The sequence below is a fragment of the Collimonas sp. genome (assembly GCF_035566555.1).
Lineage (GTDB): Bacteria > Pseudomonadota > Gammaproteobacteria > Burkholderiales > Burkholderiaceae_D > Collimonas.
In genome coordinates, this window is sequence record NZ_DATMRB010000026.1 from 1 (window position 1) to 14846 (window position 14846).

General features: G+C 59.9%; 15 protein-coding genes and 1 pseudogene. 10 read left to right on the forward strand and 6 right to left on the reverse strand.

All coding sequences use genetic code 11. From position 1 onward, the window contains the following. Positions 1-251 (reverse strand): annotated as a pseudogene (locus tag VNZ65_RS04090) (orotate phosphoribosyltransferase); the annotation flags it as partial. Positions 252-485: 234 nt separating this feature from the next. Here VNZ65_RS04090 and VNZ65_RS04095 point away from each other — a divergent pair. Then, a complete protein-coding gene (locus tag VNZ65_RS04095; RefSeq protein ID WP_325666344.1) occupies positions 486-1253 on the forward strand; it encodes an exodeoxyribonuclease III in 768 nt (255 codons plus the stop codon). A gap of 62 nt (positions 1254-1315) precedes the next feature. On the opposite strand, the gene VNZ65_RS04100 is transcribed toward VNZ65_RS04095, so the two are convergent. Next, positions 1316-2080 carry a class II glutamine amidotransferase gene (locus VNZ65_RS04100; RefSeq protein WP_325666346.1) on the reverse strand — a complete coding sequence of 255 codons (765 nt, stop codon included), beginning with the start codon at positions 2078-2080 and terminating at the stop codon, positions 1316-1318. A 290-nt stretch (positions 2081-2370) separates the two neighbouring features. On the opposite strand from VNZ65_RS04100, the gene VNZ65_RS04105 reads away from it, so the two are divergent. Then, positions 2371-3420 (forward strand): BMP family ABC transporter substrate-binding protein, encoded by a 1050-nt coding sequence (locus VNZ65_RS04105; RefSeq protein WP_325666348.1) that lies wholly within the window; start codon positions 2371-2373, stop codon positions 3418-3420. 60 nt (positions 3421-3480) lie between these two features. After that, positions 3481-4383: a LysR family transcriptional regulator gene (locus VNZ65_RS04110; protein WP_325666350.1), complete on the forward strand. Its 903-nt coding sequence runs from the start codon at positions 3481-3483 to the stop codon at positions 4381-4383. A 12-nt stretch (positions 4384-4395) separates the two neighbouring features. Here the strand turns inward: VNZ65_RS04110 and VNZ65_RS04115 are convergent, their stop codons facing one another. Further along, positions 4396-4551 (reverse strand): DUF3096 domain-containing protein, encoded by a 156-nt coding sequence (locus VNZ65_RS04115; RefSeq protein WP_325666352.1) that lies wholly within the window; start codon positions 4549-4551, stop codon positions 4396-4398. A 121-nt stretch (positions 4552-4672) separates the two neighbouring features. Between VNZ65_RS04115 and VNZ65_RS04120 the strand changes: the two genes are divergently transcribed. Then, a complete protein-coding gene (locus VNZ65_RS04120; protein WP_325666354.1) occupies positions 4673-4978 on the forward strand; it encodes a 2Fe-2S iron-sulfur cluster-binding protein in 306 nt (101 codons plus the stop codon). An 8-nt stretch (positions 4979-4986) separates the two neighbouring features. Here the strand turns inward: VNZ65_RS04120 and VNZ65_RS04125 are convergent, their stop codons facing one another. The 3 genes from VNZ65_RS04125 to VNZ65_RS04135 all read right to left on the reverse strand — a co-directional run bounded on the left by VNZ65_RS04125 (position 4987) and on the right by VNZ65_RS04135 (position 6755). Continuing rightward, positions 4987-5403 carry a 4-oxalocrotonate tautomerase family protein gene (locus tag VNZ65_RS04125; protein WP_325666356.1) on the reverse strand — a complete coding sequence of 139 codons (417 nt, stop codon included), beginning with the start codon at positions 5401-5403 and terminating at the stop codon, positions 4987-4989. 72 nt (positions 5404-5475) lie between these two features. Next, complete coding sequence (locus VNZ65_RS04130; RefSeq protein WP_325666358.1) at positions 5476-6108, reverse strand: cysteine hydrolase family protein; 633 nt, start codon at positions 6106-6108, stop codon at positions 5476-5478. 167 nt (positions 6109-6275) lie between these two features. Then, positions 6276-6755 (reverse strand): Lrp/AsnC family transcriptional regulator, encoded by a 480-nt coding sequence (locus VNZ65_RS04135; RefSeq protein ID WP_325666360.1) that lies wholly within the window; start codon positions 6753-6755, stop codon positions 6276-6278. Between the two features lie 236 nt (positions 6756-6991). Here VNZ65_RS04135 and rocD point away from each other — a divergent pair, with 236 nt between their 5' ends. The 6 genes from rocD to VNZ65_RS04165 all read left to right on the forward strand — a co-directional run. Next, positions 6992-8230 carry an ornithine--oxo-acid transaminase gene (gene rocD, locus VNZ65_RS04140; protein WP_325666362.1) on the forward strand — a complete coding sequence of 413 codons (1239 nt, stop codon included), beginning with the start codon at positions 6992-6994 and terminating at the stop codon, positions 8228-8230. Next, positions 8227-9105, forward strand: coding sequence for a dimethylarginine dimethylaminohydrolase family protein (locus tag VNZ65_RS04145; RefSeq protein ID WP_325666364.1), 879 nt, complete (start codon positions 8227-8229; stop codon positions 9103-9105). Before rocD ends, VNZ65_RS04145 begins: the two co-directional genes overlap by 4 nt. 132 nt (positions 9106-9237) lie before the next feature. Then, on the forward strand, positions 9238-13011 hold the full coding sequence (gene metH / locus VNZ65_RS04150) for a methionine synthase (protein ID WP_325666366.1): 3774 nt from the start codon (positions 9238-9240) through the stop codon (positions 13009-13011). A gap of 137 nt (positions 13012-13148) precedes the next feature. Beyond that, a complete protein-coding gene (locus tag VNZ65_RS04155; protein WP_325666368.1) occupies positions 13149-14045 on the forward strand; it encodes an SGNH/GDSL hydrolase family protein in 897 nt (298 codons plus the stop codon). Between the two features lie 77 nt (positions 14046-14122). Then, the gene (locus VNZ65_RS04160; RefSeq protein ID WP_325666370.1) at positions 14123-14518 is read left to right on the forward strand and encodes a hypothetical protein; all 396 of its coding nucleotides are present in this window, start codon (positions 14123-14125) and stop codon (positions 14516-14518) included. A gap of 38 nt (positions 14519-14556) precedes the next feature. Continuing rightward, positions 14557-14846: hypothetical protein (locus VNZ65_RS04165; protein WP_325666372.1), on the forward strand; the 290-nt coding region annotated here is incomplete at its 3' end.

The window sequence follows — 14846 nt, forward strand, 5'->3', positions numbered from 1 at the left end:
GCCACCGCCGTCGCCGACGCCAGCGTGATGCCCTTGTAGGCCGGCCCGAACAGCATGTCGAACTGCAGACCCGAATCGATCAGGGTGCGTGCATAAAACTGCGCCAGCTGGCCCAGGGCGGCGCCCTCGTTAAACATGCCCGCATTAAAGAAATACGGCGAGGTGCGTCCTGCCTTGGTGACAAACTCGCCGAACTTCAGCACACCGGCCTTGACCGCAAATTCTATAAATTGTTGACGTAAATTGTTCAAAATGCACTCCAGACGGTTGATGCTGACAAATTTTGTCGCTGTTTACAAACCAAAAGCGACACCAGACCGTCATTTTAAATGGAGTTCATCCGCTCCACAGCAGTAACTGCAAACAACGTGCCTGCCAAGCCGATATTTTTCGTACAGGCCTGTCTACACGTCCAGCCTGCGCTTCGGTTATCCTTGGCGTCTGACCCGGCACCACTCCATCTTATTTTTTTACCAACGACCAACATGCCAAGAATCATTTCTGCCAATCTCAACGGTATCCGCTCCGCAGCCAGAAAAGGCTTCTTCGAATGGCTGACCAAACAGTCCGCCGATTTCATCTGTGTCCAGGAACTGAAGGCGCAGGCCGCCGACATGACGCCGGAATTCCTGGCGCCGGAGGGCTATGTCGGGCATTTCCACTATGCCGAGAAAAAAGGCTATTCAGGCGTCGGCCTATACAGCAAACGCAAGCCGAATGCGGTCCGGATCGGCTTCGGCAATGAAGAGTTCGATGCCGAAGGCCGCTACGTGGAATGCGATTTCGGCGACCTGACGGTGATTTCACTGTATTGCCCGTCCGGTTCGTCCAGCGAAGAACGGCAGATCGCCAAGTTCCGCTTCATGGAAGCGTTCCTTCCGCATCTGCAGGAACTCAAGGCCAGCGGCCGCGAAGTGGTGATTTGCGGCGACTGGAATATCGCCCACCAGGAGCGCGACCTGAAAAACTGGAAGGGCAACAAGAAAAATTCCGGCTTCCTGCCGGAAGAACGCGCCTGGCTCACCCAGCTGTTCGACGAAGTCGGTCTGGTCGATGTCTTCCGCAAGGTCGACCAGCGTGAAGAGCAATACACCTGGTGGAGCAATCGCGGCCAGGCCTGGGCCAAGAACGTCGGCTGGCGCATCGATTACCATATCTCCACCCCGGGCATCGCCGCCAACGCACACGCCGTGGCGATCTACAAGGACGAGCGCTTCTCGGATCACGCGCCGCTGACGATCGACTACTCCTGATTCACCTCGGCGGTTCCGGCGGCGGCCTGGTGTAGTGCTTCGTCAATGGGGGGAGCGCTACACTAGACTGGCTGGCCGTCGACGAACACGATCAGCTCGCCCTCGCCGAATTTGGTCCACACCTCATTCGTGGTGAGCGGTTCGGTCACGATCACCGCCACCCGGTCCTGCGGCGTGGTCACCTGCGAGAAATCGACGCTGACATCGTCATCAGATAGATGGGCTTCGGCAAACGGGAACTGCCGCACGATGTAATACAGCTTGGTCGAGCAGTGCGTGAACAAGGCCGAACCGTCCGACAACATCATGTTGAAAGTGCCATGGGCAGCGATTTCGCTGGTCAGCCCGCGCAGCGCCAGGGTCAGCTCGGCCTGCGACGGTGGCGTGTCGCCGAAGCGCTGCCGCAGCTGCTGCAACATATAGCAGAACGCCAGTTCGCTGTCGGTATTGCCGACCGGCCGGTACGGTCCATCAAGGCGCGGCGCAAATTCCTTGAGGTCGCCGTTATGGGCGAATACCCAATAGCGGCCCCACAACTCCCTTACGAACGGATGGCAGTTTTGTAGAGCTACCTGGCCCTGGGTAGCTTTACGGATATGGGCGATGACGTTCTTCGACTTGATCGGGCAACGCCGGATCAGTTCCGCTACCGGCGAGGCGATCGCCGCCTGGTAGTCGACAAAGTGACGCACGCCGCTGCCTTCGAAAAAAGCGATGCCCCAGCCGTCGCTATGATGATCGGTCTGGCCGCCGCGGGTGGCGAAGCCGGTAAAACTGAACACAATGTCGGTCGGCACATTGCAATTCATTCCAAGTAACTGACACATATTCCTGAACCAGGTGAGAGAGACGTAATTGACCGCAGCGCGGCAAAAAGGGTTGCCACACTATTCAGTTTGATAACGGTATCACGCAGCCGCCGTAATAAAAAGTTAAATATGGTGGCGATGGTTGCGGTTGCGACCTCCGAAGGCCCGGCCACAGCCGCGCTGCACATCAGTTCGCCGCAATACCTTGTATATCTTGCGCCAAATGGAGCGCGCGCGCTTTGCCAGCAATATGTGGGAACAAATGCGCGCCGGCATCAGATCCGGCGCCTTATAACAAGGAAGAGACAATGATGACACTGGCCCTTCGTACGCAGTCTGTACGTTCACACACTTGCATATCCAGCCTGGTCCGGCGCCTGCTGCTGCCGTTGGCCCTGCTGCTCGGACTGGCCAGCGCCGCCGATGCGGCCGAGCTGCCCAAGATCATCTATGTGCGTCCGGTACCCATGAATGACGACGTGTTGCTGCAACAAGGCAGCAGCGGTGTCAACAACGCCGCCAAACTGTACAAGATGCAAGCCAGCACCCTGGAAAGCCAAGCCACCCGTGCCAGTCGCCTGCAACAGCTGGACAATGCGGTCAAGCAAGGCGCCAAGATCGTGGTGGTGATGGGAGTCGAATTCAAGGACTTGCTGGACAGCGTAGCGCGCCAGGCGCCGCAAACCCGTTTTGTGATCCTCGAGCATTGCATCGACAACGCCGCCAGCAATGTCACCTGCATCACTTTCCGCGAAGCCGAAGCCAGTTACCTGGCCGGCATGCAGGCGGCGCTGGTCTCCGCCAGCGGCAAGATCGGCCTGATCGGCGCCAGCAACACGGCCTTGCGGCAAAAAAACAGCGAGGCATTCAGCAATGGCGCGCGCGCCGCCAAACCAGCCATTTTCGTGCATGAGCCGTTGTGGGTGGACGGCGCCCAGCCATTCAACGATCCGCCGCGCGCCGAAGCGCTGACCAAGACCATGCTCGGCGACGGCGTCGATGTGATCTGGGCTGCCGCGGCCGCCAGCAATTCCGGCGTATTCAAGGCGTTGACGCCGCAAAACCACGGCAAAGCCATCGGCAGCGGCGTCAACCAGTGCATACAGGCGCCCGGCAAGGTGCTGGACAATGTCGAAGTGCATGCCGATAGCGCCATCATCCTGGCGGTCGGCCTGCTGGCCAACGGTTCGACGGCGCCGCGTTTCGATTTCGGCCTGAAGGAAGGTGCGGTGGCGCTGACCGCGCTAGGCCTGGATGCCGCCTATTCGGAATGCGACATCCTGCACCAGCGTCCGGTGCTGCAAAAACTGCGTGAAGCCAGCAGCGCAATCATCAGCGGCAAGCTGAAAGTGGATTAAATGGCGGCCGCCGGTTGATTCTGATAGCGTTGTGCTTTTATTTATCCTGGAGCATGGCGCATGGATCAACTGGCAGCGATGCGCGCTTTCCGGCGCGTGGTGGAAAACGGCAGCTTCACCGCTGCCGCCGCCGAACTCAACCAGTCGCATACCATCGTGTCACGCCAGGTGCGGCAGCTGGAACTGGAGCTGGGCGCGCAGCTGCTGAACCGCACCACGCGCCGCTTCGCGCTGACGGAAGCCGGTCAGGATTATTATGAACGCTGCCGCCAGATACTCGACCAGATCGACGACGCCAGCCAGGCGGTGTCAGCGCACCAGACGAAGCCGTCCGGCACCTTGCGCATCAACGCCCCGATGGCCTTCGGCACGCTGGAACTGGCGCAATGGCTGCCGCAGTTCATCCTCGCCAACCCGCAGCTGAAAGTCGACCTGGTCTGCAATGACCGCCTGGTCGACATCATCGAAGAAGGCTTCGATGTCGCCCTGCGCCTGACCCGCGGCTTGCAGGACTCGACCCTGATCGCCAAGCGGCTGGCGAGCTGCGAAATACTCCTGGTCGCAGCGCCGGCATATCTGCAGCGGCAAGGCGCGCCGCAACAACCGGCCGACCTGGCGCAGCATAACTGTCTGACCTACACGCTGGCGCAGAAACCCAGCGAATTCGAGTTCTATGCCGCCGATGGCAGCGAGCAGACGGTGACCGTACGCGGCAACCTGCAAGCCAATACCGGCATTGCCTTGCGCTCGGCGGCGCTGGCCGGACTGGGCATTGCCACCACCAGTTCTTTCATCGTGCATGAAGATCTGCGGCGCGGCGATCTGCGGCGGGTGCTGCCGGATTTCACGCTGAAGCCGCGCGACCTGTACGCGATTTATCCGCAAAACCGGCATTTGTCGCCGAAGGTCAGGGCTTTTGTCGACTTTGCCGTAGCCTGGTATGCGACGCCGCGCTGGGATTAAGCCGGTACTGCCTTAGTGGAAGCGGAAATGGCCGGTCCCAAACAAGCCGATCAAGCCGATGGCGATCAGATAAAAAGCCACGATATAGTTCAACAGCTTGGGCGTCACCAGGATCAGGACGCCGGCAATCAGGGAAACAATCGGTACGAGCGAAAAATGTATGTTCATGGACAGTCTTTTTTTATGATGGAAAATGCAAGCCATCGCGCGCCTGCAACTGGCCGGAGATTCTACAAGATCGCCGCCATCATGCGCGGATTTTCCAGAGGGAATTGTGAGGAAGGAAAACATGGCGGCTGACCACGACACATTCAGCGTCCGCATCGAACCGAAGGGATGGCTGTTCACTGCAGCTGCCGGCCTGTCGTTGCGTGAGGCGGCGCGCCAGTCAGGCATCGATTTGCCTAGTTCCTGCAGGAACGGCACATGCAGGACCTGCATGTGCCGCCTGCTCAGCGGAGAGGTACGCTACCAGATCGAGTGGCCGGGCCTGAGCAGCGATGAAAAGAAGGACGGCTACATCTTGCCCTGCGTCGCCCAGCCGCAATCAGACCTGGTGATCGAAGAACCGCGCGCCACGCGCCTGCCGGGGTAAAGCGCGCGTCAGGCAGCGACAGGATTCTGCAAACGCGCCGTCACGGCCCGCTGCTGCTGCGTCAAACCGCCGAAGCCGTAAGCCGCCGCCCGGACATCGTGCACGTGAACATAGCTTTCATGGTGCAGCTCGCCCAGCAATGCGCCTATCTCCTTGAAAACGGCATCAATATAGCGCGCCTTTTCATTGGCGGTATTAGTTTCATCGGTGATGCGGATATCCAGGAAGAAGCTGGTTTTTCCTTGCGCCGTCAGCGAGGGCCCGCCGACAAACCAATGCGCCGGGTCGACATGCGAAATCGCGATCGAGGTCAGCCCCGGATCCTTGTGCAGGATTTCCGCGGTCAGGCGCGACAGGGTGGCGGCCACCTTGGCGGAAACCCCGGTATCTGGAGTGGTGGATAACAGTACGGTAAGTATGGGCATGATGTGCTTTCGTTCGTATCTGGTGGGTAAATAAGCAAGTAACGCTTGCAGCAACAAAGAGGCAATTCTTTTCTACGCGACCAGCTCCAGGATTTCACTGGTGCTGCGGATTTCAGCGATGGCGTCCGACATGCCGGTCAGCACGGCGCGGTGCAAATCCTTGTGATTGACCGTACCGCCGTCCCAGGCGTCGATGTCGCGGGTAGCGCTGGCATCGCTGCCGATGATGACCTGATAGCCGTTGGCGGCGCCGTCGAAGGCGGTGGCGGAGATACAGTTATTGGTCATCAGGCCGCTCAGGATCAGCGTCTTGATGCCGCGCGCCTGCAACTGCTGCTGCAGATCGGTGCTGGCAAACGCGCTGGCGAAGGTTTTGCGGATAGTGGCGTGGTGTGCGGCGCGCCGCACCTCGGGATGAAATTCCGCCATCGCTGTATTTTGCGTGAACAGGGGCCGTGCCGGCGAGCTCCATTGCTGGATATGAAACACCGGCATGCCATGCTTGTCGGCCAGGGCGATCAGGCGGTTGGCGTTGCGTACCACGGCCAGGCCGTCAGGAATCGGCAGCTTGCCTGTGAAATACTCATTCTGGATATCGATCACCACCAGCGCCGTTGTTGTCGGTTCCAGGCGGGTGCTGGCGCCGGCGCCGGCGATGCTGCGGATGGTGGGATTACGGCTCAGGCTGTTGTTCGAGGCATTCATGTGGGCTCCTGGTGGTGAGTTGGAGTACACAGCTTAAGTCCGCGAACAACGATAGGACAGCAGGCAGGCGGCACATGATTTGTGCTGAAACAACACAAATCGGCATTATGGAAATTGCTTATATAGCATCAAACAGGTGGGCGAGTAGCAGCAAGCGGGCAGCACCCTCAGTCGCCCAGCGGCAAAGGACTGGATGGCTTGATCTCTTCCAGGCAAACCATGGAGCGCACTCCTGCCACCCCCGGCACCTGCATCAGCCGGTCCGTCAGGAATGCCGAGAGCGACTTCAGGTCGCTGGCTGCGACCTTCAGCAGATAGTCGAAATCTCCCGAAATCGTGTAGCACTCCAGGATTTCCGGAAACAGGCGGATTGCCTTTTCCAGCTTGCGCACCTGCTTGAACTGCTCGCGCGCGATGTTCAAATTGACAAAAGCCACCACGCCCAGGCCGATCGCCGCCGGCTCCACCTGCGCCGCATAGCCGCGGATGATGCCATCCTTCTCCAGCCGCTGGACCCGCCGGTAGCACTGCGGCGGCGACAGGTTCACCTGCTCGGACAGTTCCACGTTGGAGGCGCGCCCATTGGTTTGCAGGGTGCGCAGCAGGATACGGTCATAGCGATCCAGTTTTTCCGTCTTATTTTCCATGCTTGTCTCCATATATGCACGATTCGTGCGTATTACATCGAATTCATGCGTCATTATGCACAAATATTTCCATCGCTTGTGATTATCATGTAGCCAGATGCAATACACCTATACAACAGCATTTTGCAGCTACCTCTAAGCGTCTCAGCCAGCGTCCGCCGGCGGACAAAAAGTCAGCGGCCGGTCCGCCTTTGACCAAGCTAGGTTCTTAGAAGTGGCCTCACCAGGAGCAGACCATGAAGAACCATGCAATTACTCTCGAAGACCGATACTGTGCGCACAACTATGAACCGCTGCCGGTAGTGCTCAGCAGCGGCAAGGGCATCTGGCTGTGGGACCAGGATGGCAAGCGTTACATGGACATGATGTCGGCCTATTCCGCCGTCAGCTTCGGCCACAGCCACCCGACCCTGGTCGGCGCCCTGACCAAACAGGCAGCCCAGCTGGCAATCGTCTCGCGCGCCTTCTACAGCGACCAGCTCGGACCATTCCTGCAACTGCTGTGCGAAATGACCGGCATGCCCAAGGCTTTGCCGATGAACAGCGGCGCCGAAGCTGTCGAGACCGCAATCAAGGCGGCCCGCAAATGGGGCCACAAGGTCAAAGGCATCGCTGAAAACAGCGCTGAAATCATCGTTTGCCATGGCAATTTTTCCGGCCGCACCACCACCATCGTCGGCTTCTCCTCGGAAGCACAGTACCGCGACGGCTTCGGGCCGTTTTCCGGCGGCTTCCCCAGCGTACCGTTCGGCGACGCTGCCGCCATGCAAGCCGCGATCACGCCGCGCACCGCAGCCTTCCTGCTGGAGCCGATCCAGGGCGAAGCCGGCATCATCGTGCCGCCCGACGGTTACCTGGCAAAATGCCGCGAAATCTGCGACCGCCACAACGTGCTGCTGATCTGCGACGAAGTCCAGACCGGCCTCGGCCGCACCGGCCGCCTGCTAGCCAGCGACCATGAAGGCGTCAAGCCGGATGGCCTGATCCTGGGCAAGGCGCTCGGCGGCGGCTTGCTGCCGGTGTCGGCATTCCTGGCCCGTGAAGACTTGATGGCGGTATTTACACCCGGCGACCACGGCAGCACCTTCGGCGGCAATCCGCTGTCGGCAGCGGTCGGCCACGCCGCGCTGCGCCTGCTGCGCGAAGAAAAGCTGGCGGAAAACGCACAACGCATGGGCGAGCGCCTGCTGAGCGGCTTGCGGGCGATCCAGCACCCTGCGATCCGCCAGATCCGCGGCAAAGGCTTGCTGATCGGCATGGATCTCGATCCTAGCTTCATTTCCGCGCGCGAATTCTGCGAACGCCTGATGGAACAAGGCATCTTGTCGAAAGACACGCATGACACCGTGGTGCGCTTTGCGCCGCCGCTGATCATTACCGCCAACGACATCGACGCTGCGCTGGAAGCCATCCGTCACACATTTACCACCCTCGATACACCTGCAACTCACCTGACCGAAAGGAGCTACGCATGACCAACCACCTGCTGGACCATACCGCGGAAGACACATTCTTGATGTGCGCTCCGGATCATTTTGAAGTGTCGTATGTCATTAATCCGTGGATGGCTGGCAATATTGCGCATGGCAACCGTAGCGTCGCCATGGAGCAGTGGCTGGCATTGGTGGAAGCTATCGGCCAGGTCGCCAAGATCAAGATGATGCCGGCCATGCCGGGCGTGCCTGACTTGGTGTTCACGGCCAATGCCGGTGTCGTGCTGGGCAACAAGGTGGTGCTGTCGCGTTTCCGTCACGTTGAACGGCAGGCCGAAGAAGTCTATTTCGACGCGGCCTTCACCGCACACGGCTTTGAGGTGCTGACCCTGCCGCCGGAACTGCCTTTCGAAGGCGCCGGCGATGCGCTGATGGACCGTAGCGAAAGCTTGCTGTGGTTCGGTCACGGCCACCGTTCGGATATCGCCTGCGCTACCCGCCTGTCGGAATTGCTGGAGATCGAAGTGCAGCCGCTGAAACTGGTGGATGCCCGCTTCTATCACCTGGATACCTGTTTCTGCCCGCTGGCCGGCGGCTATGTGATGTATTTCCCGGAAGCATTCGATGCCGCTTCGCAAGCCGAAATCACGGCCCGCGTGCCGGCCGACAAACGCATTATCGTCGCCAGCGAAGACGCCTTGCACTTTGCTTGCAATACCGTCAACTCCGGTCGTCACATTTTCCTGAACCAGGCTTCGGACGCGCTGGTGGCGCAATTGCAGTCGCACGGCTTTATTGTGCATCAGACAGCATTGACCGAATTCCTCAAGGCTGGCGGCGCAGCGAAATGCCTGACCCTGAAGCTGAATGAACCACATCAAAGCGCAGCACAGGCGGCCCGGCAGGAAGCTGCCTAGTCATCAACGGTATCAGCTGTTGAATATACGCAAGCCATTGATTTAACGTATAATTTCTGGCATTGCCATTGCAAATAACCCGGCGCTATCGGCGACCGGGTTTTTTGCGTCCCTACTGACCAGAGTACGCTAATGACGCCTCCAGCAACACGCCCTGCCGTATCCACCGAAACCCGTCTGCGCGAGTTGCTGGCGCAGCGCATCCTGATCCTGGATGGCGCCATGGGCACCATGATCCAGCAATACAAGCTGACGGAAGAAGATTACCGCGGTGGTCCCAACGGCCGCTTCATCGATTTCACCGGTCCCGGACGCGAGTTGTTCGTCAAAGGCAATAACGAGCTGCTGTCGCTGACCCAGCCGCACATCATCAGCGCCATCCACGAGGAGTACCTGGCGGCCGGCGCCGATCTGATCGAAAGCAATACCTTCGGCGCCACCACCGTAGCGCAGGACGATTACCACATGGCGCACCTGGCCTACGAAATGAATGTGGCCTCGGCACGGCTGGCGCGCGCCGCCTGCGACAAATACTCCACGCCGGAGAAGCCGCGCTTCGTTGCCGGCGCGCTCGGCCCGACGCCGAAAACCGCATCGATCTCGCCCGACGTCAACGATCCGGCAGCGCGCAACGTCACCTTCGACCAGCTGGTCGCCTCCTACCTGGAACAAACCCGCGGCCTGGTGGAAGGCGGCGCCGACGTGCTGCTGGTGGAAACCATTTTCGACACCTTGAACTGCAAGGCGGCGCTGTTCGCCATCGATACCTTCTTTGAAGAGTCGGGCCTGCGTCTGCCGATCATGATTTCCGGCACCGTCACCGATGCTTCCGGCCGTATCCTGTCGGGCCAGACCGTGCCGGCGTTCTGGAACTCGATCCGCCACGCCAAGCCGCTCACGGTCGGCCTCAACTGCGCACTGGGCGCGGCGCTGATGCGTCCCTATGCGGAAGAACTGTCCAAGATCGCCGACACCTTCGTCTGCATCTACCCGAACGCCGGCCTGCCCAATCCGATGAGCGACACCGGTTTCGACGAAACCCCGGACGTGACCTCCTCGCTGCTGAAGGATTTCGCCGAAAGCGGCTTCGTCAATATCGCCGGCGGCTGCTGCGGCACCACGCCGCCGCATATCAAGGCGATTGCCGACACCGTGGCCAAGATCCCGCCGCGCGCCGTGCCGGAAACCACCCCCGAAGTTACTTATGCGATGCGGTTGTCGGGCCTGGAGCCCTTCACCATCGACGACAGCTCGCTGTTCGTCAACGTCGGCGAACGCACCAACGTCACCGGCTCCAAAGCGTTTGCCCGACTGATCCTCAACGAGCAGTACGACGAAGCGTTGGCGGTAGCGCGCCAGCAGGTTGAAAACGGCGCCCAGGTGATCGACATCAACATGGATGAAGCGATGCTGGATTCGATCGCCGCCATGCAGCGCTTCCTCAACCTGATCGCGTCCGAACCGGATATCGCGCGCGTGCCGATCATGATCGACTCGTCCAAATGGACAGTGATCGAAGCCGGCCTCAAGTGCGTGCAGGGCAAGGCGGTGGTCAACTCAATCTCGATGAAAGAAGGCGAGCCGGAATTCCTGCGCCAGGCCAAGCTGTGCCGGCGCTACGGCGCGGCAGTAATCGTCATGGCTTTCGATGAAAAAGGCCAGGCCGACACCTTCGAGCGCAAGATCGAGATCTGCGAGCGCGCCTACCGCTTACTGGTAGACCAGATCGGCTTCCCGCCGGAAGACATCATCTTCGATCCGAACATTTTCGCGATTGCGACCGGCATCGAAGAACACAACAACTACGCCGTCGATTTCATCAACGCCACGCGCTGGATCCGTGAGAATCTGCCACATGCCAAGATCAGCGGCGGCGTCTCCAACGTCAGCTTCAGCTTCCGCGGCAACGATCCGGCGCGCGAGGCAATCCACACCGTGTTCTTGTATCACGCCATCAAGGCCGGCATGGCCATGGGCATCGTCAACGCCGGCATGATGGGCGTCTACGACAACTTGCCAGCCGAATTGCGCGAGCGGGTCGAAGACGTGGTGCTGAACCGCCGTGAAGACGCCACCGAGCGCATGATCGAAATCGCCTCGACCCTGAAGGCCGGCGACAAGAAGGAAGAAGCGACGCTGGAATGGCGCAGCGGCACCGTGCAGCAGCGGCTGGCGCACGCGCTGGTGCAAGGCATCACGCAGTGGATCGTCGAAGATACGGAAGAAGCGCGCCAGGAATTGCTGAACAACGGTGGCCGCCCCATCCACGTGATCGAAGGACCGCTGATGGATGGCATGAACATCGTCGGCGACCTGTTCGGCCAGGGCAAGATGTTCCTGCCGCAGGTGGTCAAGTCGGCGCGAGTGATGAAGCAGGCGGTGGCGCATCTGATTCCCTATATCGAAGAAGAGAAGCGCCTGCACGAAGAGCTGACCGGCATCGCCGCCAAGCCCAAGGGCAAGATCGTGATCGCCACGGTCAAGGGCGACGTCCATGACATCGGCAAGAACATCGTCTCAGTGGTCCTGCAGTGCAATAACTTTGAAGTAGTGAACATGGGCGTGATGGTGCCGTGCTCGGAAATCCTGGCCATGGCGAAAGCCGAGAATGCCGACATCATCGGCCTCAGCGGCCTGATCACGCCGTCGCTGGAAGAAATGGCCTACGTCGCCAAGGAAATGCAGCGCGATCCCTACTTCCGCAGCGTCAAGATGCCGCTGCTGATCGGCGGAGCCACCACCAGCCGTGCCCATACCGCAGTCAAGATCGCACCGAACTATGAAGGCCCTGTGGTCTACGTGCCGGACGCGTCGCGCTCGGTCTCGGTGGCGCAATCGCTGCTGACGCCGGAACAGCGCGACCAGTACATCGATGAAATCGCGGTCGATTACGAACGCATCCGCGAACAGCACGCCAACAAGAAAGCGGTGCCGCTGCTGTCGCTGGCGGCGGCGCGCGAGAACCGCACCCGTTTGCAGTTTGCACCGGTCAAGCCCAAGTTCATCGGCCGCCGCGTGTTCAAGAACGTCGATCTCGGCACCCTGGCGCGCTACATCGACTGGGGTCCGTTCTTCCAGACCTGGGACCTGGCCGGCCCGTATCCAGCCATCCTCACCGATGAAGTGGTGGGCGAAGCGGCCAGCAAAGTGTTTGAAGAAGGCCAGGCACTGCTGCAGAAACTGATCGCCGGCCGCTGGCTGACCGCCAACGGCGTCATCGCCTTGGTGCCTGCCAATACTGTCAACGATGACGACATCGAGATCTATACCGACGACACGCGCAGCAAGGTAGCGTTCACTTATTACGGCATGCGCCAGCAAACCGTCAAGCCGGTGATCGACGGCGTCGCCCGGCCGAACCAGTGCCTGTCCGACTTCATCGCGCCGAAATCTTCCGGCATCGCCGACTACATCGGCCTGTTCGCGGTCACCAGCGGCATCGGCATCGAGAAGTACGAGAAGCGCTTTGAAGACGCGCATGACGATTATTCCTCGATCATGCTGAAATCGCTGGCCGACCGCCTGGCGGAAGCGTTTGCGGAATACATGCATGAAAGGGTGCGCAAGGATTTGTGGGGCTATGTGCCGGACGAGGAATTGTCGAACGAAGCCCTGATCAAGGAGAAATATAGCGGCATCCGCCCTGCCCCCGGCTATCCTGCCTGTCCGGAACATACCGTCAAGGCCGACATGTTCCAGCTGCTGCAATGCGATGAAATCGGCATGCAGGTAACCGAGTCGTTCGCCATGTTCCCGGGCGCTGCAGTGTCCGGTTTCTACTTTGCCCATCCCGAGTCAAAGTATTTTGTGGTCGGTAAAATCGGCGATGACCAGGTCAACGACATGGCGGCCCGGCGCGACGTCAGCAAGGAAGATGTCGAGCGCTGGCTGGCGCCGAATCTATAAAAGCAAAAATACAAAAGGGGGCGCACGACGCTCCCTTTTTTTATCTGCTAAGCTGAAATTGTATTGCAATGGAAGAACTCAACGCGCCGGGCAAGGTCCAACGGTTGAATAATCCAATTGCAGATGAGGAGCTTGGCATGCGTCAAAGCCTGGTGTTGAAACAGCAATTACAGGAATCCATCGATTCGGAAATCGCCCAGCGCTCGCAGCAGCATCGCGCCAAAATGGCTATCCTGCGCAATCGCGACGTGCACCTGCGGGCCAATGGCGGCGCCGTGCCGCCCAAGCCGCTGCTATTGCTGGCGCATGGCGATTCGTGGTTCGACTATCCCCTCAACGGCAATGCGCTGGCCTTGCACAGCACCGACATCATCGCTCAGCTGGAGAACATGGGCACGGCCCATCCGGTGATCATGAACCTTTCGCACTACGGCGATTCCAGTTCCGATGAAATGGCCCTGCCCAAGCAGCAGCGCCTGATCGCCTGCCTGCAGGATGCCACCAACTGGGTCAACGGCAAGCCCGACGCCATCCTGTTTTCCGGCGGCGGCAACGATATCGCCGGCGACAAGTTCTGCATTTTCCTGGATGACGCCAGCGCCGGCGGCAGCGGCCTTGACCGCCAGCGCTTCCCCAGGCTGCTGGCCATGATCGAAGCATCTTATCTCGATCTGTTTGCATTGCGCGACAAGTACGCGCCGGGTGTGCCGATTTTCGGCCATTGCTATGATTTTGCCATCCCCAACGGCGTCCATCCGTCATGCGCCGGCCCCTGGCTGCTGCCATCGCTGACCTTCGGCGGCTGGACTGCCGACCAGGGCAGTGCGATCGTGCACCAGGCGCTGACAGCCTTTGCCGCCACCTTGCGCGCACTGGCGGCGGTCCCAGCCAACAATTTCATCCTGATCGAAACCCAGGGTACGCTGGCCAGCACTGACTGGGCCAACGAACTGCACCCCTATCCGGCCGGCTTCAAGAAAATCGCCGCCCGCTTTGTCAGCGCACTGGGACAACGCTTTCCAGGACATATTTAAGCAAGCAATCCGCCATCGCAACCGTCGGCTAGCGAAGGTACCCTGACAGCCGACCTTATCCTTTAGGAATACGTCCCATGCCCTCACTCCGCTTTGGTAAACATCCGCCGAAACATGACTACCGCACCCTGCGCCTGAAAAACTACCTGGGCGCAGAACTGGCGCCGCCGCCAGCCTCCTATGACGTGCTGGCACGCGTCTATCAGAAGCTGGGCACGAGCGATCCGGCGCAATTGTTTCCCATGGACGGCAACGATACGCTGGGCGACTGCACCATTGCCGCGCTGGCCCACGCAATCACGACCTACAACGGTCTGGTCGGCACCCAGAAGATCCCGGCCAAACAAGCCGTGGTGAAGCTATACATGCACCTGACCGGCGGCGTCGACTCCGGACTGAGTGAGCTCGATGTGCTGAATTACTGGCGCAAGACTGCCGTTTCCGGGGAAAAATCTACGCCTATACCAACATAGACGTCAAGAACCACACCCACATCCAGCAGGCGATTCAATTGTTCGGCGGCGTCTACCTGGGGTTCCAGGTGCAGGAAAACTGCCAGCAAGAATTCGAAGCGCACCAGCCATGGACGGCCGGCAAGCTGACTAACGATGGCCATGCAGTGTTCGCAGTGGCGTATGACGCCGCCGGCGTCACGGTCCTGACCTGGGGCAACGTGCAGAAGGCCACCTGGGAATGGTGGGATGCATGCGTCGACGAGGCTTATGCCATCCTGCCAGCGGAAGCCAGCGTTGCCGACTTTGCCCCCGGTTTCGATTTTGCGCAGCTGCAGGCGGATCTGGC